General features: G+C 34.0%; 19 protein-coding genes. 13 read left to right on the top strand and 6 right to left on the bottom strand.

The window, feature by feature from the left end; genetic code table 11:
- The first annotated feature begins 233 nt into the window (after positions 1–233).
- Both OZP15_RS07005 and OZP15_RS07000 read left to right on the top strand, forming a co-directional pair.
- Positions 234–815 (top strand): hypothetical protein, encoded by a 582-nt coding sequence (locus tag OZP15_RS07005; RefSeq protein ID WP_269227735.1) that lies wholly within the window; start codon positions 234–236, stop codon positions 813–815.
- Positions 816–824: 9 nt separating this feature from the next.
- Positions 825–1949, top strand: coding sequence for a hypothetical protein (locus tag OZP15_RS07000; RefSeq protein ID WP_281337376.1), 1125 nt, complete (start codon positions 825–827; stop codon positions 1947–1949).
- A gap of 149 nt (positions 1950–2098) precedes the next feature.
- On the opposite strand, the gene OZP15_RS06995 is transcribed toward OZP15_RS07000, so the two are convergent.
- Positions 2099–5752, bottom strand: coding sequence for a helix-turn-helix domain-containing protein (locus OZP15_RS06995; RefSeq protein ID WP_281337375.1), 3654 nt, complete (start codon positions 5750–5752; stop codon positions 2099–2101).
- A gap of 316 nt (positions 5753–6068) precedes the next feature.
- Between OZP15_RS06995 and OZP15_RS06990 the strand changes: the two genes are divergently transcribed.
- From OZP15_RS06990 to OZP15_RS06960, 7 genes are all read left to right on the top strand, one after another.
- A complete protein-coding gene (locus OZP15_RS06990; RefSeq protein ID WP_269227729.1) occupies positions 6069–6647 on the top strand; it encodes a TetR/AcrR family transcriptional regulator in 579 nt (192 codons plus the stop codon).
- A gap of 216 nt (positions 6648–6863) precedes the next feature.
- Positions 6864–8006 (top strand): efflux RND transporter periplasmic adaptor subunit, encoded by a 1143-nt coding sequence (locus OZP15_RS06985; RefSeq protein WP_269227728.1) that lies wholly within the window; start codon positions 6864–6866, stop codon positions 8004–8006.
- Positions 8007–8015: 9 nt separating this feature from the next.
- Positions 8016–11180, top strand: a complete 3165-nt coding sequence (locus OZP15_RS06980; protein ID WP_281337374.1) for an efflux RND transporter permease subunit — start codon at positions 8016–8018, stop codon at positions 11178–11180.
- Between the two features lie 130 nt (positions 11181–11310).
- Positions 11311–12729, top strand: a complete 1419-nt coding sequence (locus OZP15_RS06975) for a TolC family protein (RefSeq protein ID WP_281337373.1) — start codon at positions 11311–11313, stop codon at positions 12727–12729.
- Between the two features lie 32 nt (positions 12730–12761).
- Complete coding sequence (locus OZP15_RS06970; protein ID WP_281337372.1) at positions 12762–13865, top strand: NADH:flavin oxidoreductase; 1104 nt, start codon at positions 12762–12764, stop codon at positions 13863–13865.
- Positions 13866–14060: 195 nt separating this feature from the next.
- Positions 14061–14774: an FRG domain-containing protein gene (locus OZP15_RS06965; RefSeq protein ID WP_281337371.1), complete on the top strand. Its 714-nt coding sequence runs from the start codon at positions 14061–14063 to the stop codon at positions 14772–14774.
- 369 nt (positions 14775–15143) lie between these two features.
- Positions 15144–15755 (top strand): alpha-ketoglutarate-dependent dioxygenase AlkB family protein, encoded by a 612-nt coding sequence (locus OZP15_RS06960; RefSeq protein ID WP_269227725.1) that lies wholly within the window; start codon positions 15144–15146, stop codon positions 15753–15755.
- A gap of 63 nt (positions 15756–15818) precedes the next feature.
- Here the strand turns inward: OZP15_RS06960 and OZP15_RS06955 are convergent, their stop codons facing one another.
- From OZP15_RS06955 to OZP15_RS06945, 3 genes are read right to left on the bottom strand one after another with little or no spacing between them, the layout of a single operon-like run.
- The gene (locus OZP15_RS06955; protein ID WP_269227724.1) at positions 15819–16289 is read right to left on the bottom strand and encodes a hypothetical protein; all 471 of its coding nucleotides are present in this window, start codon (positions 16287–16289) and stop codon (positions 15819–15821) included.
- 56 nt (positions 16290–16345) lie between these two features.
- On the bottom strand, positions 16346–16642 hold the full coding sequence (locus tag OZP15_RS06950; RefSeq protein WP_269227723.1) for a 4a-hydroxytetrahydrobiopterin dehydratase: 297 nt from the start codon (positions 16640–16642) through the stop codon (positions 16346–16348).
- Between the two features lie 13 nt (positions 16643–16655).
- Positions 16656–17420 (bottom strand): 5'-methylthioadenosine/adenosylhomocysteine nucleosidase, encoded by a 765-nt coding sequence (locus OZP15_RS06945; RefSeq protein ID WP_281337370.1) that lies wholly within the window; start codon positions 17418–17420, stop codon positions 16656–16658.
- A gap of 121 nt (positions 17421–17541) precedes the next feature.
- On the opposite strand from OZP15_RS06945, the gene OZP15_RS06940 reads away from it, so the two are divergent.
- The gene (locus tag OZP15_RS06940) at positions 17542–18021 is read left to right on the top strand and encodes a DNA-deoxyinosine glycosylase (RefSeq protein ID WP_269227722.1); all 480 of its coding nucleotides are present in this window, start codon (positions 17542–17544) and stop codon (positions 18019–18021) included.
- A 75-nt stretch (positions 18022–18096) separates the two neighbouring features.
- On the opposite strand, the gene rocD is transcribed toward OZP15_RS06940, so the two are convergent.
- A complete protein-coding gene (gene rocD / locus OZP15_RS06935) occupies positions 18097–19347 on the bottom strand; it encodes an ornithine--oxo-acid transaminase (RefSeq protein ID WP_281337369.1) in 1251 nt (416 codons plus the stop codon).
- 481 nt (positions 19348–19828) lie between these two features.
- Between rocD and OZP15_RS06930 the strand changes: the two genes are divergently transcribed.
- Positions 19829–20842 (top strand): M28 family metallopeptidase, encoded by a 1014-nt coding sequence (locus OZP15_RS06930; RefSeq protein ID WP_281337368.1) that lies wholly within the window; start codon positions 19829–19831, stop codon positions 20840–20842.
- Between the two features lie 5 nt (positions 20843–20847).
- Here the strand turns inward: OZP15_RS06930 and OZP15_RS06925 are convergent, their stop codons facing one another.
- Positions 20848–21387 carry a hypothetical protein gene (locus OZP15_RS06925; protein WP_269227721.1) on the bottom strand — a complete coding sequence of 180 codons (540 nt, stop codon included), beginning with the start codon at positions 21385–21387 and terminating at the stop codon, positions 20848–20850.
- A 358-nt stretch (positions 21388–21745) separates the two neighbouring features.
- Here OZP15_RS06925 and OZP15_RS06920 point away from each other — a divergent pair, with 358 nt between their 5' ends.
- Positions 21746–23161 (top strand): alkaline phosphatase, encoded by a 1416-nt coding sequence (locus tag OZP15_RS06920; RefSeq protein ID WP_281337367.1) that lies wholly within the window; start codon positions 21746–21748, stop codon positions 23159–23161.
- A 176-nt stretch (positions 23162–23337) separates the two neighbouring features.
- Positions 23338–24795 carry a PhoX family protein gene (locus OZP15_RS06915; RefSeq protein WP_281337366.1) on the top strand — a complete coding sequence of 486 codons (1458 nt, stop codon included), beginning with the start codon at positions 23338–23340 and terminating at the stop codon, positions 24793–24795.
- Positions 24796–24854 lie beyond the last annotated feature (59 nt).

Genomic DNA, 24854 nt, shown 5'->3' with positions numbered 1-24854 from the left:
AGCGAACTTTATTCTGAAAATGAATAAACACAGATCCGGAGAGTATTAAATTACTCTTTTAAAATCTACCAATCTGTGTATTTTTTAGGCATTTATAAATCTTTAATTATATAGTAAGAAATATTTTTAAAAATCAATATGTACTTTAAATATTTATAAGTATTATCCTTATATTTGAACCAGAATTATAAGTAAGATTTATCACATTCATTCGAAAAAAAACAAAATATAAAATGGCAGATTTAAAACAAATTGAAAATATTATTAGAGATAAATCTAAAACAATCGCAGAAGATTTCTCCCAAATTTCATTAAATGGATTTAAAAAAGAATTTAGTTTCGAAATTGATGTAAAAAAACTTGATTCAAAATACTTGGATAGAGTAGACATAACAAAAGATGGAGATTTTTCAAAAAATTTCCAGGAAATCATGGAATACGAACAATTTCCTGCATTATATTTCTTTGAAATAAATGAAATTATTGAAAAATCAGAAATTGTAACTCTTATTAAAAATGTTAATGAAAAATTTCAATTAAATATTCCTGCTAAAAATAATACTTTAAATAATGGAGGCATTTTGTATGTAGGTAAGGTTAAAAGTTGTGCTTGGGGAAGATTAATACAACATTTAGGTTATCATAAAAATAGAAAATCACATGGTTTACAATTAGATTATTGGGCTAAAGAAATAAAAACAGAACTTAAACTAAAATATACTGTAATCTTTTTTGAAAAAAATATTGCTGATGACATAAGTATTTTAGAAAGAATTCTAGCCAAATCATTAAATCCAATAATTGGAAAACATTAAAATAAAACAATGAAAAAAAATCTATTAAACACAGTTATTATTTCTCTATTTAGCATTTCAAGTTTTTCACAAATCGAAATCGGAAAAATTGAAAAAGCAGTAGAAGTCGAAAAAAAAGTAAACTTCCCTCCATATAATCCTACCGAAAATTTCATTGAACATTCGGCTTATTATCAAGCTAAAATTACACAAACACTTGAAAGTGGTAGTGGGAAAAATCCATTCGAAGAAAAACAATCTGATCAAAATGAATATTATAACAGATATAATGGTTTAAAAATATATTACCCAATATACTCTGATAATTACGGAAAAGAGGATATATTTTTTTTTAAGAAAAAAGACAAAATTGAACAGTTAAATTGGTCGCAAACAGGCAATAAATATTTTAAAATAATTAGTATAAATCCATTATTGGAAAAATCGGAAATATACAATGAAGCTAAAAATAATTTTGATGAAGATTTTTTCGGAAATATACTTTTTGAATTAAAAGACGATTTAAATGGTGAAACTATTTATGTCATTGAATCAACAAATTCTCCAAAATTCGTTTTAGTTCCTTATTTCGAGAAAAAAAAGGAATTAATAACAGGCAAAACTTTTATTGCTGTAAAAGATTTTTCTGCGGATAGAATTCCTATATCAAAAACTAACTTTAATATGCATATTGATAAGGGAACTCAATGGAAAGGAGAGCTAAAACTATTAAGAAAAAAAGATTTAAAAATAGAAGAAAGTAACGAAGCTGATGATGAAGATATTTTATTTATGGTTTTATTAAGTAATGAGAAAGATAAAGTTATGATGGAATTAAATGGAGGCAGATGGAATTTTCAAGATGTACTTTTAATAAAAAATGATTTTGAGAAGCTAAAGAATGAAAGTATAAATAAACAGAAACTAAATGAAAGTATTTTAATTAAAAAATATGGAGAAAAGTTTGGTAAATTAGTTTATCAAAATAATTTAACAATTGGAATGTCAAAAGATATGTGTTCAGACATTTTAGGAATAACATTAAATAAGAAAATGTATAAAAATGCAAACGGAGAAATGGAAGTTTGGGAATATACAGGGATATATAAACTATATTTTAAAAATGGAAAATTATCAGAAATCATAAAATATTAAAAAGATATTTCCTTGATTACACATATTTGTGACCTAAAATAAGATTCTCTTGAAAAAAATATAACCGCAGATTCACAGATTATTAAACTACTTTTTAATAATCTGTGAATCTGCGGTCATTTTTTAGAACTTAAATAATATTAGTAAGTTTACTTTAAATACTGCGACGGACTACACCCAAAATGTTTGGAGAAGGTTCGGGAAAAATTAGAAGGTTCTGAAAATCCGACTTTGTAAGCAATTTGAGATATGGTCAAATCGGAATTCTTGAGCAATTCTTCGGCATGATTCATTTTGACTTTGGTAATAAATTCATGAACCGTACTTCCGCTGATGCCTTTTAATTTGCGATACAATTGTCGTTGACTGATGCCTAAAGCTTGCGCCAGTTCATCGGAATTAAAATCGGTATCTTCGATGTTGGTGGTGATTTTTTCGATTACTTTTTCAAGAAATTCATTGTCCAAACTGTTTACTTCTTCTTGAAGTTCTTCGATTTTTTTTATCGTTCCGAGTCTGTTTTGCAAAATGGTTCTATTCTCTAAAACACTTTTTATTTGTGCATTGAGAATATCGACATTGAAAGGTTTCATTACATAAGCTTCGGCTCCCAAATTGAACCCTTCAATTTGATCGACATCGGATGCTTTTGCAGTCAAGAAAATCAACGGAATATGCGAGGTGTTTTCGTTTCCTTTGAGGTGTTTACAAAATTCTGTTCCTTCCATTTCGGGCATCATAATGTCTGACACAATAATATCGGGTACATATTTTATAGCAGCCGCTAGTCCACGTTTTCCGTCATATTCCTGAATTAAGGAATATTCTTTGCCTAATTCTTTACCCAAATAAGTTTGTACATCAGGATTGTCTTCTACGATGAGAAGCGTTGGCTTGGTATTTTCAAAAGAAGCGGGTTCTAGTTCTTCTTCATATTCTTCATTTAGAAAAATCGGCTCCTCTATCATTGGAACAATATCCTCATTTTTAACTATTAAACAAGGTAAATTAATTATGGCGATTGTCCCTTGATTTGGAGTGCTATCAATGGCTATTGTTCCTTGCAAAAGATCAATTAAATTTCGGGATAATGACAATCCAATTCCAGAGGATGAACCATAATACGGACTTGGTCCCACATTATTGAAGGGTTCGAATATTTTTTTCAATTCCGATGCTGCGATTCCTATTCCGTTGTCTTCGATACTGATTGTAAGTATTGATTTTGCTTCATTCAAATTTGCAGCTAGGATTATTTTTCCTCCATCGGCGGTGTATTTAAAGGCATTCGAAACGATATTATTTAGAATTTGTTCTAGTTTTTCGAAATCGAGAGAACAATACAAAGGTTCGTCGCTCATTTGAAGTTGAAGATTGATATTCCTGGTTGCAGACAAAGGTTTGAAACTGGTATAACATTCTTGTAGGAATTCATTAAAATTTTGGGTAACCGGATTTAATTTTAATTTTCCCATTTCGGATTTACGGAAATCCAATATTTGATGAATCAACTTGGTCAAATAACTGATATTTCTGCTTACAATAGAGAAATAGACTTCTCTGTCCTCTGCTGCTACTTTATTTTCTTGAAGGCGTTTCAAAGGGTCGGCAATCAAGGTTAAAGGTGTTTTTAAATCATGTGAAATATTAGTAAAAAACTCTAATTTTTCTTTATTCAACGCTTCCTGTTGTTCCAGATTGAGTCGTTCCAGTTTGATTTCATTTTTGAGACGATCACGGTATAAAATTTCCTTGAAAATCCAATATACAATAAGTCCTAACAAAGCGAAAAACAGGATTTTGAACCACCAAGTTCCGTACCAAGGCGCATTGATCTCAATTTCCAATTCAGTTATTGGCGATTTTGCATCGTTGGGAGACACTACACGAGCCTTAAAAGTGTAATTCCCTGGCGGTAATTTGTTATAGGTTATTTTACTTCCAGTAGTCTTGATCCATTTATCTTCATAGCCTTCCAAGGTGTATTCATACACTATCTTGTTGGTGTTCCTGTAATTAAACGAAGCTAATTCTATGGAAAAACTTCTGTTTTCATAATCCAAATCAATCGACTGGGATTGCGACAAATCTTTGGTCAAAACAATCTGATCATTAATTGTATCCAACGGAAATACTTTTTCATTGGACAAATACAAGGTTTTGAAAATCAATTTATCGTTGATTAAATTCGCTTTAATTTCAGTTGGACGAAAAGAAAGATAGCCGTTTTTGTCTCCAAAATAGATTTTCTGGTTCGCCATATCTTTATAAAAAGCTCTTTCAGAAAATGTCCAGGAACCAAACTGGTCTTCTTTTCTATAATTGGAAATTTTATTCGTACGAATATCAATCATAGAAAGACCTTGCTTATGGGCTATCCAAAGATTTCCTTTGGCATCGTCTGTAATCGAAGAAATGTAAATAGTGGGACTTTCTGATTGCAATTGTATTTTTTCAATGCGCATCGGATTGGTGTTGGTGTAAATTTTATTCAATCCTTCGCTGGAACCAACCCAAATGGCACCACGTTTGTCTTTGTGCAAAGCGTAAATAATATTCCCCGAAATCTTATTTTTAAGACTTTTGTCAAAAGTATTTAGTGCTAGTTTGTCATAGATTTTTCCCTTGGCATTTATTTTTAACCGAATAGCTCCACTTCCTTCGGTGGCTAACCATAATTCTTGATTGTTAACGGCTAAAACATCCATAACACTACCATTATGGATTGTAGTAGTTAAATCATAAAACCTAATTTTATCATTGCTCAAATTGATACAAGCAATTCCATTGTACAAACCGACCCACAAATTAGTACCGCCAAATCCTTCTAAAGCGTGAACCGACCAAATACTTAAATTTGGACATAAAGTTCTATTGATAATAATCTTACATTGATTACTCTTGGGATCATAACACTCTAATCCATTGCCGCCACCAATCCAAATTCGACCTTTATTGTCCTTAAAAAAACTACGGGCATTCTTAACTTGACTATTCGATTTATAAAAAGGATGATTGTAATCTAGACTTTCTTTATTGTAAATGAGAATGCCTTCATCAGTAGCCAACCAGATTTTATCATCAACTTTCAAAATACCTTTAACGGTAGCCAATTTTGAATTTTCACTAGCTTTTCTGTAGCTGTAATGCAATTTAAAAGGATTTCTGCTCGGATTAGCCTTATAGACATCACCTCCACGGGTTCCTAGCCAAATAATATTTTCGTCATCTATAAAAAAATCAGTGATATAATCGTCCAATAATTGTCCAGGACGATTGATATTGGCAGTGTATCGATATTCTTCTTTTGATTTTACATCTTGGCAGGTAAACAGATGTGACGATAAGTAATAAAATTTTCCATTTACAGTACGATTTCTATTGCTCTCACTAGGATTTTTGCCCAGCTTGTCGATTATAATCTTGGGAACTTTTGAATCAACAACTATTTTAAAAGAATTTAACTGATAATTAAATCGAACGTATTTTCTATCATAGGTCAAAAACCAAAGCCCCAATTTGTTATCGGAAACAATATTTCGAATTCGATTATTGGGCAGTGAAGTTTTGTTCTTTGGATTGTGGTAAAAAAAATCGAATGTTCTCCCATCGTATCGATAAGCACCGTTCCAACTTCCAAACCAAATGTAGCCTATAGAATCTTTGGCAATACCATGTATTTGGGTAACTGGATTGGCTTCTCGACCCGAAATTTTTTCAAAAAAAAGTTCTTGCCCCAAACAATTTGTTACAAAGAAACTGCTAATCAAAAAATAAAATAATAGAATACTTTTTTTACGCATTTGTTTTTTTTAAATAAAGTAAAAATTTGTTGACGGAAGTAAGCGGTAAAATTATAGTAATATTTGAACATTACAATATGAAATAACAAAAGAAGATTATCTTATTCCTTTTTTTAAATGGTTTTGTTTTATGATAACTTAAAATTAGCTCATTTTTTTGGATATTTCAATCATTTAAGATAACTAAAATCAATCCATGATTTTGTTCAAAATCTATATCTCTTTTAAAAAAAATGAAAAAAAATAAAAAAATATTCATTCTGGAACGCTTGTTTCAAAAATAGTTTTACATTTGCAAAGTGAAAATTAAAATGGTATGGCTCGCTGTGTAGAATTTAACGAGGTTGAAAAAATTGAAAAAGCAATGAATGTCTTTTGGGAAAAAGGATATAATGCTACTTCGATGCAAGACCTTGTGGATGCTATGCAAATCAACCGAAGCAGTTTATACAACACCATTGGCGATAAGCATCAGTTATTTATGAAGTGCATAGGCAATTATTTTGATAATGCGATGTGTGAAATAAAAGAAAAGGTAGCCAAAGAAACATCTGCCAAAAATGCTTTAATCAAGATTATTACTGACAAAGCAGATTGGATTGTTTCCTGCGACAAAGGCTGTTTGGGAATGAAAACGATTTTCGAAATCGCTCCAGATGACTGCATTGTGCGAAACGTAATGAGTAAAAACAATGATATTTTTATTGAATATATGGCTTCCATCGTTCAAAAAGTAATGGATGACGGTGAGATGGACGATACTGAAGATGCAGCATTAATGGCAGAATACATTGCCACTTCTTTTACTGGTTGGAAGCAATCGTACATTCTGCACGGAAATCCAATCAAAATCAAAAAAATGTCAGAATTTCTGATTAAGAATATTTTCAAATAATACCCTTTTTTTTAGCTGAATTCTGGAACGTTTATTTCAGATAACAATATAGATTACGCATACGAATTTTTAAATTACAGCTTTGATTCTGAAACGATTATTCCAGAATTATTACTAAATAACAACTATAACCTTTTAATAACAAACAGCATGAATTCTGAAACGATTATTCCAAAAAAGCAAATATCCAGTTCCATTTTAAATCCTATTCCAATTATGAAAAAAATTACACTCTTAAGCCTTCTAGCTGCTTTCGTAATCAGCTGTGCAGATAAATCACAAGCTCCTGGTGCTGCACCCGTTCCACTCCTGCCTGTTGCAACAGTAACAAATGAAAATACGATAACGGATTCTGAATATCCTGCATCAATTCAAGGAAAAGTAGATGTCGAAATTCGTCCGCAAGTAAGTGGCAATTTAGACCGCGTTTTGGTTGACGAAGGTGCGTATGTTTCTAAAGGACAAACTTTATTCAAAATAAACGAACGCCCATTCCGTGAACAATTGAACAATGCACTGGCTAGTCTTCACGGTGCAGAAGCTGCTTTAATCAACGCACAGTTAGAAGTCGATAAACTAACACCTTTGGTACAAAACAAAGTCGTTTCAGACTATCAATTGAAACTGGCTAAATCTTCTTACCGAATTGCCGCTTCCAATATAGAACAATCAAAAGCAATGGTAGCATCTGCCAAAATCAATTTAGGATATACTAATGTTACTGCTCCAGTAAGCGGTTATATTGGAAGATTGCCTAAAAAGCAAGGAAGTTTAGTTTCAGCATCTGATATGGAACCTTTAACTACGCTTTCAGATGTTCACGAAGTGGTGGCCTATTTCTCTTTAAGCGAAACCGATTTTATCAATTTCAAATCGCATTATGCAGGAAAAACTATTGGTGACAAAATCAATCACCTGCCTCCTGTTTCTTTGATATTAGCCGATAACAACGCTTATCCTCAAAAAGGAAAAATTGATATGGTCGATGGCCAATTCGATAAAACTACTGGTGCTATTACCTTAAGAGCTACTTTCCCAAATGCTAACGGAACTTTACGTTCTGGAAATACTGGAAAAATCAGACTCGGAATCAATCATGATAATGCGATTTTAGTTCCTCAATCGGCGACGGTAGAAATGCAGGATAAGATTTTTGTTTTCACTTTAAACAAAGAAAACAAAGTCAGTAAAATGCCTATCACAGTTATTGGAAAAAGCGGTGTCAACTATCTGATTAGTGAGGGTGTGAAATCAGGTGACCAAATCGTATTAAGCGGTATCGATAAACTTCAGGAAGGGCAATTGATTCAGCCTGAAAAATCAGCTCCAAAAGTAGCTCAAATCATTAACAAAAAATAATTTTTACAGATGTTCAAAATATTTATACAAAGACCTGTACTGGCAACCGTTATCTCCATTTTACTGGTGATATTAGGTGTACTTGGACTTACAAAATTGCCCTTACAACAGTTTCCTGATATTGCACCGCCATCGGTTTTAGTAACAGCAGTTTATCCGGGAGCGAATGCAGAAACGGTTTTACGTTCTGTTGCACCATCGCTAGAAGAATCGATAAATGGTGTGGAGAATATGACCTATATGAGTTCTACAGCAAGTAATGATGGTACTTTAGCGATTACTGTTTTCTTTAAATTAGGAACGGATGCCGATCAGGCTGCGGTGAACGTGCAAAACAGGGTTGCCCAAGCGACAAGTCAATTGCCTACAGAAGTTGTGCAGCAAGGTGTAACGACCGCGAAACAACAAAACAGCTTCATTATGGCGATTGGTATGTTTACCGAAGACGAATCGAAATACGACCAGACTTTTATTGCCAATTATGCCCAGATTAATATTATTCCTGAAATCAAACGTATTCCGGGAGTGGGTTCGGCAGCGATTTTTGGTGGAACAAAAGATTACTCAATGAGAGTTTGGCTGAATCCAACGCAAATGTCCACTCATAATGTAACGCCAAACGAAGTAATGGCAGCCATTCAGGACAAAAGTTTGGAAGCTGCTCCAGGTAAATTTGGCGAAAGAAGCACCGAAGTTTTCGAATACGTAATCAAATACAAAGGAAAACTGACCAAACCGGAAGATTATCAGAATATTGCGATTCGTTCCAATGCTGATGGTTCTATTCTTCGCCTAAAAGATGTGGCAAGAGTGGAATTGGGTGCTTATTCGTATAACAGTTTAACCCGTTTGAATGGTAAAAAAGGAATTGTAATTGGCGTGATTCAATTGGCTGGTTCCAACTCAAATGACATTCAGATTGCCATTAACAAACTGATGGAAAAGGCTTCTAAAGACTTTCCTAAAGGAATCAAAAAAAATATCTTTTACAGTACAAAAGTATCATTAGACCAATCCATAGATCAAGTAAAACATACTTTATTAGAAGCATTTATTTTGGTATTTATCGTGGTTTTTATCTTCCTTCAAGATTTTAGATCAACCTTAATTCCAGCTATTGCAGTTCCGGTAGCGATTTTAGGAACATTCTTTTTCATGCAGTTATTCGGATTTTCTATAAACCTTTTAACACTTTTTGCTTTAATTCTGGCAATTGGTATTGTGGTCGATGATGCGATTGTCGTAGTCGAAGCCATACACGCCAAAATGGAACACAAACATTTGTCGCCAAAAGTAGCCACTCACGAAGCAATGCACGAAATCACAGGTGCAATTATTTCTATCACCTTGGTAATGGCTGCGGTATTCCTACCCGTTGGTTTTATGGAAGGTTCTACAGGAGTTTTCTACCGCCAGTTTGCTTTTACGATGGCGATTGCAATTGTGATTTCGGCTGTAAATGCTTTGACATTGAGCCCTGCCCTAGCCGCTTTATTTTTAAAAGACAATCACGCTACACAGAATGGAGATGCTCCGTATGTTAAACAAGGATTTAAAGAAAAATTCTTTACGGGTTTCAATAACAGTTTTGAGTCTTTAACAAACCGCTATGTAGGCGGATTGAAATTTTTAATCCGTAACAAATGGGTTTCTTTAGGCGGATTGGCATTGATTACGATTGCCACAATTGTAATGGTAAATACTACGCCTCAAGGGTTTATTCCAACAGAAGATCAAGGATTTATCGCCATTGCAGTAAATACGCCTTCTGGAACATCTTTAGACGGAACTCAAAAAGTAATGACCGAAGCTGAAAATGTATTGAGCAAATTAGAAGCTTCCAGAGATGTAACTGCGATTTCAGGTTTCAACCTATTGACGAATTCTACCAGTCCTTCATCGGCAGTGGTTTTTGTATTGCTGAAACCCAATGAAGAGCGTGGTAAAGTGAAAGATATCAACGAAATAATGACCGATGTTCAAGGAAAATTAGGTGCGATTTCCGAAGGTAGTTTCTTCGTGTTTAGTTTCCCAACCGTTCCAGGTTTTAGTAATGTGGAAGCTTTGGATTTGGTACTGCAAGATAAAACGGGTGGCAAATTGGATAAATTTAGTGGGATTTCTCAAAACTTCATTGGCGAATTGATGAAACGTCCTGAAATTGCAGTTGCTTTTACCAGTTTCAAAGCCGATTATCCGCAATTGCAATTGGATATTAATGATGCCAAAGCCGATCAATTGGGTGTAAAAGTAAAAGACATTCTGCAAACGATGCAAGCCTATTTTGGTAGCGCGCAGGCATCCGATTTTAACAGATTTGGTAAATATTACCGCGTTGTTGTTCAGGCGGATATTGCCGACAGAGCTGATCCATCCGCAATTGACAGAGTATTTGTCAAAAACAAAAATGGCGAAATGGTGCCGATAAATACTTTGGTAAAACTATCCCGTATTTATGGTTCAGAAACCGCTTCGAGATACAATTTGTTTAATTCCATTGGTATCAATGCGATTCCAAAACCTGGATTTAGTTCTGGTGACGCCATCAAAGCCATTGAAGAAGTAGCAGCACAACAATTACCTGCAGGTTACGGATTTGAATTTTCAGGACAAACCCGTGAAGAAATTTCTTCGGGAGGTCAATCGACAACCATTTTCTTATTGTGTTTAATATTCATTTATTTCTTATTAGCCGCACAATATGAAAGTTATATTTTGCCTTTGGCAGTAATATTTTCAATACCTGCGGGAATATTTGGAGTGTTTGTAGCCATTGGTTTAACTGGAATCGAAAACAACATTTATGTACAAGTAGCACTAATAATGCTTATTGGACTGCTCGCCAAAAATGCGATTTTGATTGTCGAATTTGCCGTTCAAAAACGAAAATCGGGTCAGGCATTGGTCAAAGCTTCCATAGACGCTGCCAAGCTCCGTTTACGACCAATTATCATGACCTCACTGGCTTTTGTCGTTGGATTGATTCCGATGATGAGTGCCACAGGACCATCGGCTCAAGGGAATCATTCGATTAGTATTGGTGCTGCGGGCGGAATGATTTCGGGAGTAATTCTTGGATTATTGGTTATCCCGGTTTTATTCATCGTATTCCAACATTTACAAGAAAGAGTTACCGGAAAACCGATAGCCGTAATTCATAACGAAGAAAAATAAAAATGGAAAATTATATCACAACAATTCTGGTAGCCTTTATTATCGGCATCGGATTTATTTCTTATAAAGTTTCGAAAGATCTTGAAGCTACAAAAAGTCCTTGTACAGAAATTTAATGACAACTTATAAAATGAAAAAATATACAACTAAAATCGTGATGGTCGCTATTTTGATCACCACCATACTATCTTGTACCGTTTCGAAGAATATTGAAACTCCAAAAGATGCTTTTCCTGCCCATTTCAGGAATGCATCGGTTTCAACAGATACGACAAGTATCGGAGATTTGGAGTGGAAAAATTTCTTTACCGAAAAAGATATTATTCAGTTAATTGATAGCGCCGTGGCGAGAAATAACGATTTGCAAATCGCAACCAAAAACATCGAAATTGCACAATACCGATTCACCCAATCCAAATGGGGAAATGTGCCGCAAGCGAATTTGTTTGTGAATGCCAGTACCAATCGTCCATCAGAAAATAGTTTTACCGGAATGAACCTGAATCAGGCTTTGGGGATGAAACATCTTGAAGATTATTCGGCGGGAGTTTCCCTTTCTTGGGAAGCTGATATCTGGGGTAAAATCCGCAATCAGAAAAAAGGAGCGTTTGCTGGATATTTGCAATCGGAAGAGGTTAAAAAAGCATTGCAGACGAATATTGTAGCCAATGTTTCTAAAGGATATTACAATCTTTTGATGCTAGACGCTCAATTGGAAATCGCCAGACAAAACCTGAAATTGAATGACAGTACCACCAAAATCATCAAATTAAAATACGATGCGGGACAAGTTACCTCATTGGCCATTCAACAATCGGAAGCACAGCAATTGAATTCGGCACAGCTGATTCCTTTATTGGAACAAAATATAGCGATTCAGGAAAATGCTTTGAGTGTGTTGACGGGTTCTTTCCCGAATTCCAAACAGAGAAACATTCGTCTGAATGCTATTGCCATAAAAAACAACGCATCCATCGGGATTCCGTCTTCATTAGTAAGCCGAAGACCAGATGTAAAAAGTGCGGAACTGGCTTTGAAAGTGGCCAATGCCAATGTCGGAATCACCAAAGCCGATTTGTACCCTGCCTTAAGAATTACAGCTCAAGGCGGATTGAATTCGTTTGAAACCAGCAGTTGGTTTAACATTCCGGCTTCTTTATTTGGAACCGTTGCAGGTGGTTTGACACAGCCTTTACTCAACAATAAAAGATTGAAAACCCAATACCATATTGCCGTTGCCGAAAGAGAAAAAGCAGTTTTAGGTTTCAGACAATCGGTTTTGGTAGCGGTTAGTGAAGTATCAGATGCTTTGGTAAAAGTCGAAAAATTACAACAACAGGAATCCTTTTTGCAGGAGCGTGTAAAAACGCTGAAACTAGCCATTAAAAATGCCAATTTGTTATTCAAAAACGGAATGGCGGAATATCTTGAAGTTTTAACTGCACAATCTAACTTACTGCAAAGCGAATTAGAATTAGCCAACATCAAAAGAGAACAACTTTCTGCCAACACGGAATTGTATCGTGCATTGGGCGGAGGCTGGAGATAAAATCTAAAGTGAAACGAACAAATTATAAAAGTATGAATACAACTAATTTATTTACGCCTTTCAACCTAAAGTCGCTAAATCTTAAAAACAGAATCGTAATGGCGCCAATGACGCGCTCTTTTTCTCCAAACGGAATTCCAACGGATGAAGTTGCCGCTTACTATCAAAAAAGAGCCGAAGGCGAAGTGGGTTTAATATTATCCGAAGGAACTGTTATTGACAGACCATCTTCGTCTAATGATGCCAATGTTCCTCATTTTTATGGCGATCAGGCATTGAATGGATGGCAAAAAGTAATCGATGAAGTTCACGCTGCTGGAGGTCAAATGGGTCCACAAATCTGGCACATGGGCATTATGGATAATCACCATTCGGGCTGGGTGCCGCCAGTTCCTTTTGAAGGGCCGTCAGGATTGAACCGTCCGGATTTCAATAACGGGAATACGATGTCTGAAAAGGATATTGAAGACACCATTATTGCTTTCGGGAAAGCGGCTGCCGATGCTAAAAGATTGGGTTTTGACACTATCGAAATTCACGGTGCGCACGGGTATTTAATTGACCAATTCTTCAGAGCTGAAACCAATTTGCGTACCGATATTTATGGTGGAAAAACCTTAAAAGAACGCAATCGTTTTGCTATTGAAGTCGTGAAAGAAATCAGAAAACAAGTAGGCAATGATTTTGCGGTAATTATGCGGTTTTCTCAATTCAAACCTTCGGATTACAATTATAAACTGGCGAAAACTCCACAAGAAATGGATGCTTGGCTTACGCCTCTTGTTGATGCTGGAGTTGATATTTTGCATTGTTCGCAACGCCGTTTTTGGGAACCTGAATTTGAAAAATCAGATTTGAATTTTGCTGGTTGGGCCAAAAAACTGACTGGAACACCAACCATTACTGTGGGTTCTGTTGGACTTTCTAGCGATTTCTTTGGTGCCTTTGCAGGCGAAAGTTCTGAACCCACTTCATTAGACGAATTGAACAGACGTTTCGACAGAGGCGATTTTGATTTGGTTGCCGTTGGAAGACCTTTACTGTCTGATCCCAACTGGACAGCAAAAATAAAAGCTGGAAAAACGGATGAGCTTGTTGGTTTTAGCAAAGAAGCTTTAGGAGAATTGGTTTTATAATTTTATATTTTGGTTGTTTAATTCAAGCCCGATAGTTTTTAAAAAGCTGTCGGGTTTTTGCTTTTTTATATAATTAAAATATTACATTTGAGAAAATATAAAACGGGACAAACATTCGCCAATCTATCTAATTTTGGGTGTGCAGTCTTTGTTTTGTATTCAATATATACACGTTAGCTGAAAATTTTACCAAAAATGACGAGAAAAAAAATAACTTCTATTCCTAAATTATTTGAACTTATTGAAAAATTTAGAAAAACTAATGCTTATAAATTTAGAGGACAAAGTGATGAATCTTGGGATTTAATTCCAACCTGCGGCCGACCAGGTTTTAATAATATAAAAGATGATGTAGTTTTTAAACAATGGAAACGTAGAGCTAAATATTATCTTAAAAATGTTAATTATTCCGAATGGGAACTACTTGCAATAGCTCAACATAATGGATTACCAACAAGATTATTGGATTGGTCACAAAATCCTTTAATAGCTTTATTTTTTTTATGCTCTGAAAATTATGATAAAGATGGTGCTTTATACATTACAAAAATAGAATCTAATATTATTGACGAAACTGCCTATTCTCCATTTGATATTGATAAAGAAATTAAAATATACCAACCTTCAACTTCGACTAGTCGGATTGCAAATCAATTAGGTTATTTCACTGTTCATAAAAATCCAAAAATGCCTATGACTAAAACGAATTATAATGGATATTTAGAAAAATATATCATTTCATCAGAATTAAAAGAAGAAATAATATTTATGCTTAATCAGTTTGGAGTTAATTATTTAACTATTTACCCAGATTTAGAAGGTTTAAGTAAACATTTGAAGTGGTTTTCGTGCAATATTTATAATTTTGATTCTGAAATAAAAATTGATGACCTAGAAAACTTAATTTAAAAAGCTTCAGCTAAGATATTATAGACATTGGGGTTTAGGCTTAATGGAAAGTTCGTCTTGCATCTGCGATGATTTGGCAAATCCGAAAATAAGGCTTAATTTAGTCCCAAACCCGCTGTAGTGGCGGGACGTTGAACCAAAATCAAACAGACTAAAATCATTAACAAACTAATAATAAATGCACCTAATTTTAATTATGCTTCCTTTATTCTTTCAAATTATTTTTGGCAGAAAAGCTATTGGAGAAGATATTAAATAGAGCTTTGGAACTATTTGTGTCATTAGTTTTTTTGGTCAAATTAATTATGCCGAAAACTTAATTAATGAAAGTGTAGAAAACGGTTTTTTAGTAAAAAAAGGAAACTAAAAATGGATTTATTCAGCAGTGAAACAGACCGTTCCAAAAACATTTTACCTAAAGATGGTACCGTAAATTATTACGGTAAATTATTGACTGACCAGCAAGCCAATCATTATTTTGACGCTTTGATGAATACCATTGAATGGAAAAACGACCAAGCCATTATCTTTGGCAAACTGATTGTAACCAAACGAAAAGTAGCTTGGTATGGCGACACCGATTTTGAATATACTTATTCCAATATTAGCAAACGGGCATTGCCATGGACAACCGAATTATTAGAATTAAAATCTCTTGCCGAAGCCAATTCAGGCGAAACATTCAATTCCTGTTTACTGAACTTATACCACACTGGCGATGAAGGAATGGCTTGGCACAGCGATGCCGAAAAAGATTTGAAGAAAAATGGAGCCATCGGTTCGATGAGTTTTGGAGCAGAACGCAAATTTGCTTTCAAACATAAAGAAACCAAAGAAACCGTTTCGATTCTTTTAGAACACGGTAGTTTATTAGTAATGAAAGACACTACACAAACCCATTGGTTACACCGGCTTCCGCCAACAAAATTAATCAACAAACCTAGAATAAATTTGACTTTTAGAACTATTATTACTGTTTAGTTTAAAATTAAAAACCCAACAAATTTTAGAAACTTGTTGGGTTTAAAATATAAATCGATTGTTTTATTTAGCAGTACAATCCACCGTTTTGAATTGGTATTTCACATTATCAAAATCGATTGGAACTCCTTTTGCAAAATAAGAAGCTCCCAAATAAGTTTCAATTTTTCCGTTACCCAGAATAAAAAGACTGTCTCTTTTTAAAACCGCAATTGGATTTTTGAATTGCTTTTTGTCATTGTTGGCTTCAATAAAAGAATAATCAGCAAATAAGGTGTCACCACGAAATTCTCCTTTGATTTCTCCAATTTTTTCAGGCATATCAGCCATTTTCATGACCATATTTCCTGATGCTTTTCCGTCTTTTAAAAGATTAACTGTTAAATTGATGGTGTCGTTTTCATAAATGGCTTCATAACAGCTTACACTTATTGGTTTTTCAATTGCTTCTTTTGGTTTTTGTTTTTCTTCGTTTTTACAACTTACAAATCCAATAGAAATCAAAAATAAACAAGCCATACATAATTTTTTCATAGTGGTAATTTTTAAATTATTAAATGTATTAGATAAATAGACTCAAAAAATATTGTTTATAAAACAATATTACTCAAAATCGTATCAATTTCTTTTGCCAAATCGAAATCTTTGTGGGTTATTCCGTCAGCATCGTGCGTGTTGAGTGCAATCGTAACTTTGTTATAGGTATTTTTCCAATTGGGATGATGATTGTCTTTTTCTGCTAGCATTGCCACTGAAGTCATAAACGAAAAAGCTTCAACAAAATTTTTGAATACTATTTCTCGATGAATACAGTTCTCTTTAATTTCCCATTTCGAATCAATTTGTTGTAAACCTGCTTGAATTTCTGCTGTGTTTAGCTTTTTCATTTTCTTTTTTAGATTAGAACTGTGAATAAATATCTTTTATTATTTCGGTGGCATATTTACTGGCAATTTTTTTTACAAAAGAAGGAAAATCAAGGTGTGAATTAGCATCCGCCGCATCGGAAATCGTTCTTATAATGCAAAACGGAATTGCATACTCATAACAAACTTGAGCAACAGCAGCTCCTTCCATTTCTACACACAATACATCGGGCAATTGGTTATTAAGATTTTGTTTTTGTTCGTTACTAGAAAAAAATTGATCTCCACTAGCTATGTCTCCAATAAATAATTGAGGTTTTGTAATAGAAAAACGATTCAAATCTTCAGCATCGATAGCCGAATTTAAACTACTGTTTTTAAAAATAGTAGCCACTGATTTAGAAGCCATATCCAACAAACTAGCATCACTTTCAAAATACGTTTTATTCAACAAAGGAATTTCGTGTTGATTCATCAAAGGTCGAGCATCCATATCATGCTGAATCAGTCGTTTGCCAACAACCACATCGCCAATTTTTAAATCTGGATCTATCGCTCCTGCCACTCCAGTAAACCATAATTCTGTTATTTTAAATTCATGAATAAGAGTAGTAACAGTTGTCGCAGCAGCCACTTTTCCCCATCTCGAAAACACTACCACTGTATCAATACCATTAATTTGTCCGCTAAAATAAGTGCGTTTACCCATAGATGAGGAAGTACAGTTATTTAATAAACTAACAACCCCTTCAATCTCTTCGGGCATTGCCCCCATTATTCCGATAATCCTTTTTTTCATTTAAGTCACTTGATTGCGATTAGAGTAAATATAAGCATTTTAATACTAAACCTATTTGTCAAAGCTTAAAAATTGCGACAAAATTTATGACTATATTTGAAACACAATTACAACCTACTTCATGATAAAATATTCTTTTCCTCCTATTTCGAGTCCTAATTCCAAAATCTTAATTCTGGGAACTATGCCTGGAGTGCAATCTTTGTTATTAAGTCAGTACTACGGACATCCTAGAAATGCTTTTTGGAAAATTATCTTTACCCTTTTTGAAACTCCTTTTACTACTGATTATGAGAAAAGGAAAAACATCTTATTAGAAAATGGAATTGCCGTTTGGGATGTGCTAGAAGCCTGTATAAGAGAAGGAAGTTTGGATAGCGCCATTGAACAAGAAGTGCCCAATGCCATCAATTTGTTTTTGAAAGATCATCCCAATATCCACTCCATTTTTTTCAACGGTCAAAAAGCAGCTGCTTATTTCAAAAAGTACATTCAACCAGAAAAAGAATATCATTTGACAACTTTACCCTCTACAAGTCCTGCTAATGCTGGAAAATCATTTGGCACAAAATTAAAAGAATGGTCAGTTATTAAATTATAGGCGATTTAAAAATGAGTTTCGGAAATATAATTGATTGTAATAATTCTATTGAAAATTTCTTAAAATAATTAAAAATTACCTAAAATTATTCAAAGCTTTTTCGATGATAACAAGGCATTCCTGAATTTGTGTTTCGGTGATGACTAATGGTGGAGCAAAACGAATCTTATTACCGTGAGTAGGTTTTGCTAATAGCCCGTATTCGCTGAATTTCATACAAATATCCCAAGCCAAATCCGATTCTTCATCACAATCTACTACGATAGCATTCAACAAACCTTTGCCTCGAACTAATGCAATTAACGAGTTTCGTTGGGCAATTTCATTCAATCCTTTTCTCAAAATTTCGCCTAAACGTTCGGCATTTTCGGCAAGCTTTTCGTCTTTAATTACTTCGAGAGCCGCAATAGCAACGGCGGAAGCAATTGGATTTCCGCCAAAAGTAGAACCGTGTTGTCCTGGCTTGATTACATTCATGATAGAATTGTTCGCTAATACAGCCGAAACAGGATAAACTCCACCCGAAAGTGCTTTTCCTAAAATCAAAATATCAGGCTGCACATTCTCGTGATGAACAGCTAATAATTTTCCAGTTCGAGCAATTCCTGTTTGAACTTCATCGGCAATGAATAAAACATTTTGTTTTTCACAAAGTGCCTTTGCTTTGGCTAAATAACCCTCAGAAGGTACATAAACACCCGCTTCACCCTGAATGGGTTCAACAAGAAATCCTGCGATATTGGGCGTGGATTGTAAAGCATTTTCAAGAGCTTGGATATCGTTATATGGAATTTTGATGAATCCAGAAGTAAAGGGACCAAAACTCTTTCGAGCGGTTTCGTCATTTGAAAACGAAATGATAGTGGTGGTTCTTCCATGAAAATTATTTTCGCAAACAATAATTTGGGCTTTATTTTCTGGAATTCCTTTTACTTCATAGGCCCATTTTCTACACAATTTAAGTGCTGTTTCTACGGCTTCGGCACCTGTATTCATGGGCAACACTTTGTCAAACCCAAAATAATTAGTTACATATTCTTCAAAATTCCCTAATTGGTCATTATAAAAAGCACGAGAAGTCAAGGTTAGTGTTTGCGCTTGTTGTATCATTGCATTGACAATTTTTGGATGACAATGTCCTTGATTCACAGCTGAATATGCCGACAGAAAATCGAAATATTTTTTATCTTCCAAATCCCAAACAAAGACTCCTTCTCCTCTTTTTAAAACCACTGGCAAAGGATGGTAATTGTGAGCACCATATTGAGTTTCTTTTGCGATCATTGCTGATGATTTTGAAGAAACGGTTTGAGGAGTTGATTTCATTAGGAATTGTTTTTCGATGGATTTTAAACCTCAAAAGTACTCATTTTCAACTTTACTTTTCATACAAACTAGCATAAAAACGGTCATTTACAACTAACTATTTTGTTTTATTTCTGATATTTGTGTGAATTAATCTTTTAGAATGCATTCGGCAGGATAATTTTAATCATTCCTGAATATAATACCAAAAGATAAAACTCAACCCGTTGGGTGTAATTATTAAAAATAAAAGAATTTCAAAAAGATATAAAATTTAAACACATAGAATCATAGAAAAAAAGAGTTTTATAGCCCAATTGCTTCGCCTATTCGCTATCGCTCGGGTCTTGTGTTCACATAGCTATGTTTTTCTTTAATAAAGTGAAACGCCTTTCAAAATTTACAAAATCTATGTTTCTATGTGTTTAAAAATCAAAAATTTTGAATTACACCCAACGGGTAAAACTCAATTTGTAGTAATAACATTTATACATTCTGAAAAATGAAAAAAATAACACTTATAGGTTTTCTTGTGGTACTCTTGTGGAGTTGTTCTAGCCAAATGCCAAAAGACAGCGCAATAGATGCTACCAAATACCTCAAAACTATTACTGCTGCTGATTTAAAAACACACCTCACTATTGTAGCATCGGATGAAATGGAAGGTCGAGAAACAGGTTCTGCAGGGCAAAAAAAGGCGGGTAAATATTTAATTAATCAATATCAATCTAATGCTATTTCTTTTCCAAAAGGAGCAACAGATTATTACCAAAAAGTTCCTGCAGCTTTCTTGAATACAGACAGTAATCGCAATTTGCCTGATTCTGAAAATATTTGGGCTTATATCGAAGGTTCTGAAAAACCCAATGAAGTCATTGTAATTTCGGCTCATTACGATCATGTAGGGGTAAAAAACGGCGAAATATATAATGGTGCTGATGATGATGGATCGGGAACTGTAGCCCTGTTAGAAATTGCTCAAGCTTTTGCAAAAGCAAAAAAAGAAGGCTACAAGCCAAAACGTTCTATTTTATTTCTTCATGTTACTGCCGAAGAACACGGCCTTTTTGGTTCCAGTTATTATACTGAAAATCCATTATTTCCATTAACCAATACTGTTGCTAATGTGAATATTGATATGATTGGTCGCCACGACGAATTGCATAACGATTCTAGTAATTATACCTATATTATCGGTTCTGATTTTCTTTCGACAGATTTACACAACAGTTGCGAAGTCGCCAACAAAAAGTATGTGAACCTATTTTTAGACTACAGATACAATAACAAAACTGATCCTAACCGATTTTACTATCGCTCCGATCATTACAATTTTGCCAAAAATGGAATACCATCCGTTTTTCTTTTTACAGGAGTTCATGCTGATTATCATAAAACTACAGACGATATGGATAAAATTGAATTTGATGCGTTAACGAAAAGAACGCAACTAGCTTTTGCTATTGTTTGGGAATTAGCCAATAGAGAAAACCGTCCTGTGGTTGATAAAAATTAAAACAACTACAAGAAATTCAATTGATTTTTCAAATCGTCAATACTGGTAACAGGATTCAGATCGATATTATCTATTTCATACAAATCACTAAAAGTGGGAAAATTAGTTCCATCCGATCGAATGCGAATGCTGCCTTTGGGAAAATATTTTCTTTTGGAAACGAAGTCTTCTTTTGCAATCCAACCGCAAACGGTAACTTCTTTTTTTATTTTATTATAACTACAAAAAATATAAATTTCGGTTTGCAAATAATCTTGTAATTTCAAAAAATTATTGGTGTAAGTCAATCGAACGTCGGTTGTTCTTCCCATGGTTTTGACATCTATTTTTTTAGAATTGAAAATAAAATCAATTCCATCATCAAAACCTTCAGCACCGTTGATATAATTAAAACCGAACAAATCCATTACTACAGTTTGACCAATAATACCCGTTAGTTGTTGGTCTTTGTTTCCATTTGCGGTACATCTTTGACCAAAATTGTAATGCTCAATTTGGTTGATACAATGTGCTATAATTGCTTCAGAAACTTTTACTGTAAACATACCTCAATTTATAAATTTGACAATTTAGTTTACTTGAAAAACTATTTAAAATAAACAGTATTTTTCTTGTTACCATTTCACTAAAGTACTATATATAAATTAACTATAAAAAAAATATTTTAAACAATTAATTGACTAAACAAATTAGGATTATCATTCAGATCTTTTTAAAAAACCAATAATATTGATTTTTAATTACTAGACTCTCATCTAACTAATTAAAATTATTGAGTCATTAAAGCGACCCTACTAGCTTTTCTATTATGACCTTTATTAAATAAATTACTTTTAGTTAACATTCTAAACACATAAGTTTTCATACTTTTGAAGAAATATCAATACCGTAAAAACACAAAATATGGAAAGAAGAAAATTCTTAAGAAACGGATCACTTTTTACACTCGGTGCCTCACTACTAAATCCTTTTGAAGGTACTGCAAAAAGTTTGGATTTAGATTCCATAAAAAAAAATAGCAAAGCAAAAAATATCATTGTAATAGTTAGTGATGGAATGAGCATTGGAACACTCAACATGGCTGACATATATTTGAATCGTAAAACAGGAAAAGGTAGTAACTGGATACAATTGTATAAAGACAATCGTGTTACTAGAGCTTTGATGGATATGGCTTCGGCATCGTCAATCGTTACCGATTCTGCTGCCGCCAGTTCGTCTTGGGGAAGTGGATTTCGCGTGAATAATGGAGCGTTAAATGTTGGAGTGAATGGTGAAGAATATTTACCGATTTGGCAAAAATTCAAAAAAGCTGGAAAAATGGCTGGTTGTGTAACTACAGTACCTATAACTCATGCAACTCCAGCTGGTTTTTGTATTGCATCCAAGAGTAGAAACAGTCAAGAGTCTATCGCCGAAATGTACCTTGATTTGAAATTTGACATCATGATGGGTGGTGGCAATAATTATTTTGCAGCTGAAAGTCGCAAAGACAAACGTAATATGTACCAAGAATTTTCAAAAAAAGGATTTCATGTAGTCAAAACAAAAAGCGAAATGCTTGCAGCCGATAATAGCAAACCTATTTTAGGCGTGTTTTATGACGATGGTCTTCCTTATTCCAAAGACAGAGAAAGCAGTAAAGAACTTACCGAAAAAATTCCAACTTTGGCAGAAATGACTCAACGAGCTATCGATAAAATGAAAAATCATCCAAAAGGCTTTGTATTGCAAGTTGAAGCTGGAAAAGTGGATTGGGCGGCTCATGGCAATGACATTGCAGGATTACTATACGATCAAGTCGCTCATGACGAAGCCGTGAAAGTCGCTATTGATTTTGCTGAAAAAGACAAAAACACTTTAGTCATTATTACCACAGATCACGGTAATGCTAATCCGGGTATTATTTATGGCAAAGAAACCAATGTCAATTTTGATTCCATTCAAAAATACAAACAAACCAACGATTGGATTCTAAATGGTATAGGCAAAGAAACTTCTGTTGCTCAAGTTATAGAACGTGTAGAATATGCCAATAATTATGTTTTAAAAGATGAGGAAGCAAAAGACATTTTAAGCTTTTATTCAAACATCAAGATGGAAGATGGACTGTATAATCCTAAACATTTGCCTTTCAAAAAATTAGCTGAAATTCAAAAACAATACAATTCAGTGGGTTGGATTAGCATGGATCACTCTGCTGATTATACGGAATTAGCCATGTTTGGAACAGGAAGTCATTTGCTAAAACCATTTATCAAAAATACCGATTTACATTATCTAATGCTAGAAGCTGCCGAAGTAGAAAACAAATTTTAGTACTAAATTCATATCATTATAGAAAAAGTCGCTCTCGGGCGACTTTTTTTTTAACCCTAAATTAACTTTCAAAAAATCCCATAACCTTTAAATAAACAATTAGTGACATTAAAAAAATCACTTAAAAAAAACTTAAAATTATGTTTGTCCTGCAAAAAACATTAAAAAAAACAAAAATGAAAAAGTATTATTTTTTTAGCTTACTAGCGGTTGGTTTATCGATTTTATCGTGTGAAAATGACCATGACAAAAAAAACGCTTCAACAGCAGAATTTAAGAATCGTTCTGTTACTCCTGCCCTAGCCAAAACATTTACAGAATTTGCTGGAGTAGAAATTTTTACTCTTGTAAGTAGTGAAGATGCCATTCCAAACTCTGGAAATATGGTTTATGGTGGTGCTCCAGACGGTCAAGGTTTTATTGACAATCCTGATGGAAGTGGATTTATTATGTTGAATAATCACGAAAATACTTGGGCTGTATCAAGATTATATTTAGACAAAAAACTAAACATTACAAAAGGAGAATATGTAGTAAACACTGATGGTGGTGGTTTCAGACTTTGTTCTGCTACAATGGCTACACCAGCGGAACACGGATTTGGTCCAATGTTCTTGACTGCTGGAGAGTCTAACGTTAATGCTATGTGTCACGCAATTGATCCAATTGCTACTGCAACTCCTTCTGTAAACAGCAGAACTAAACCTGCAATGGGAAAAATGAGTGCCGAAAATTATGTACCCCTACACAAAAATGCTTATCCTGGAAAAACGGTAGTTATTGTTGGTGAAGATGCTGGAAATGGTCAAGTTTATTTGTATGTTTCTAACACTGTTGGCGATTTAGAAAACGGAAAATTGTATGCGTTAAGAAGAAAAGATTTGAACCAAATTGAAACTGCAATGACTTGGAACAACACATACGACGTAGAGTTCGTAGAAGTTCCAAACGCTAAAAATCTTACTGGTACTGAAATTGAAAACCTAAACTCTACTTTAAAATCAATTCAATTCGCAAGAGTTGAAGATCTAGATTATAGAAAAGGTTCAGCTGCAAATAACAGAGAAATCTATTTTGTTGCAACAGGAATAAGCGGAACTACTGAAAAAACCTATATGGGTAGAATGTATCAATTAAAATTGGACGCTGCTAATCCATTAGTTGGAAAATTAAAAATTGTAGCTGATGGTGATGTTACTGCAACAGGAGAAAACGTAAAAGGAAAAGACATTATCAATCCTGATAACGTTTGTGTGACCGAAAACTATGTATATATCCAAGAAGATGGCGATTCTTTCTTCCCTGAAGCTACTCACGATTCTTACATTTGGCAATACAACATTGCAACGGGTGCAAAAAAACCATTCATAAATATGAAAAATAATGATGCTGATATTCAAAACACCAAATACAACCCAACAGGAAACGCTAACCTAACCAAAAAAGGCGCTTGGGAATTTGGAGCAATGACTGATATATCAGATAACGTTGGAGTTCCAGGCACATTCTTATTAAACATTCACGCACACACTTGGGTAGATGGCGATAAATTTTTAAATCCGAGTAAAGCAACTTCTATACAATCTTACAAATCTGGTGGACAAACAGTTATCTTAAAAAACGTTCCAAGATAAATCTTTTTCTTAAAATATTTTTTAACAAACACCTTATCAGTTTTATTGATAAGGTGTTT

Source organism: Flavobacterium eburneipallidum (assembly GCF_027111355.2).
GTDB lineage: Bacteria > Bacteroidota > Bacteroidia > Flavobacteriales > Flavobacteriaceae > Flavobacterium > Flavobacterium eburneipallidum.
The sequence above is the reverse complement of the archived record's forward strand: the minus strand, read 5'-3'. Positions and strand labels throughout refer to the sequence as shown.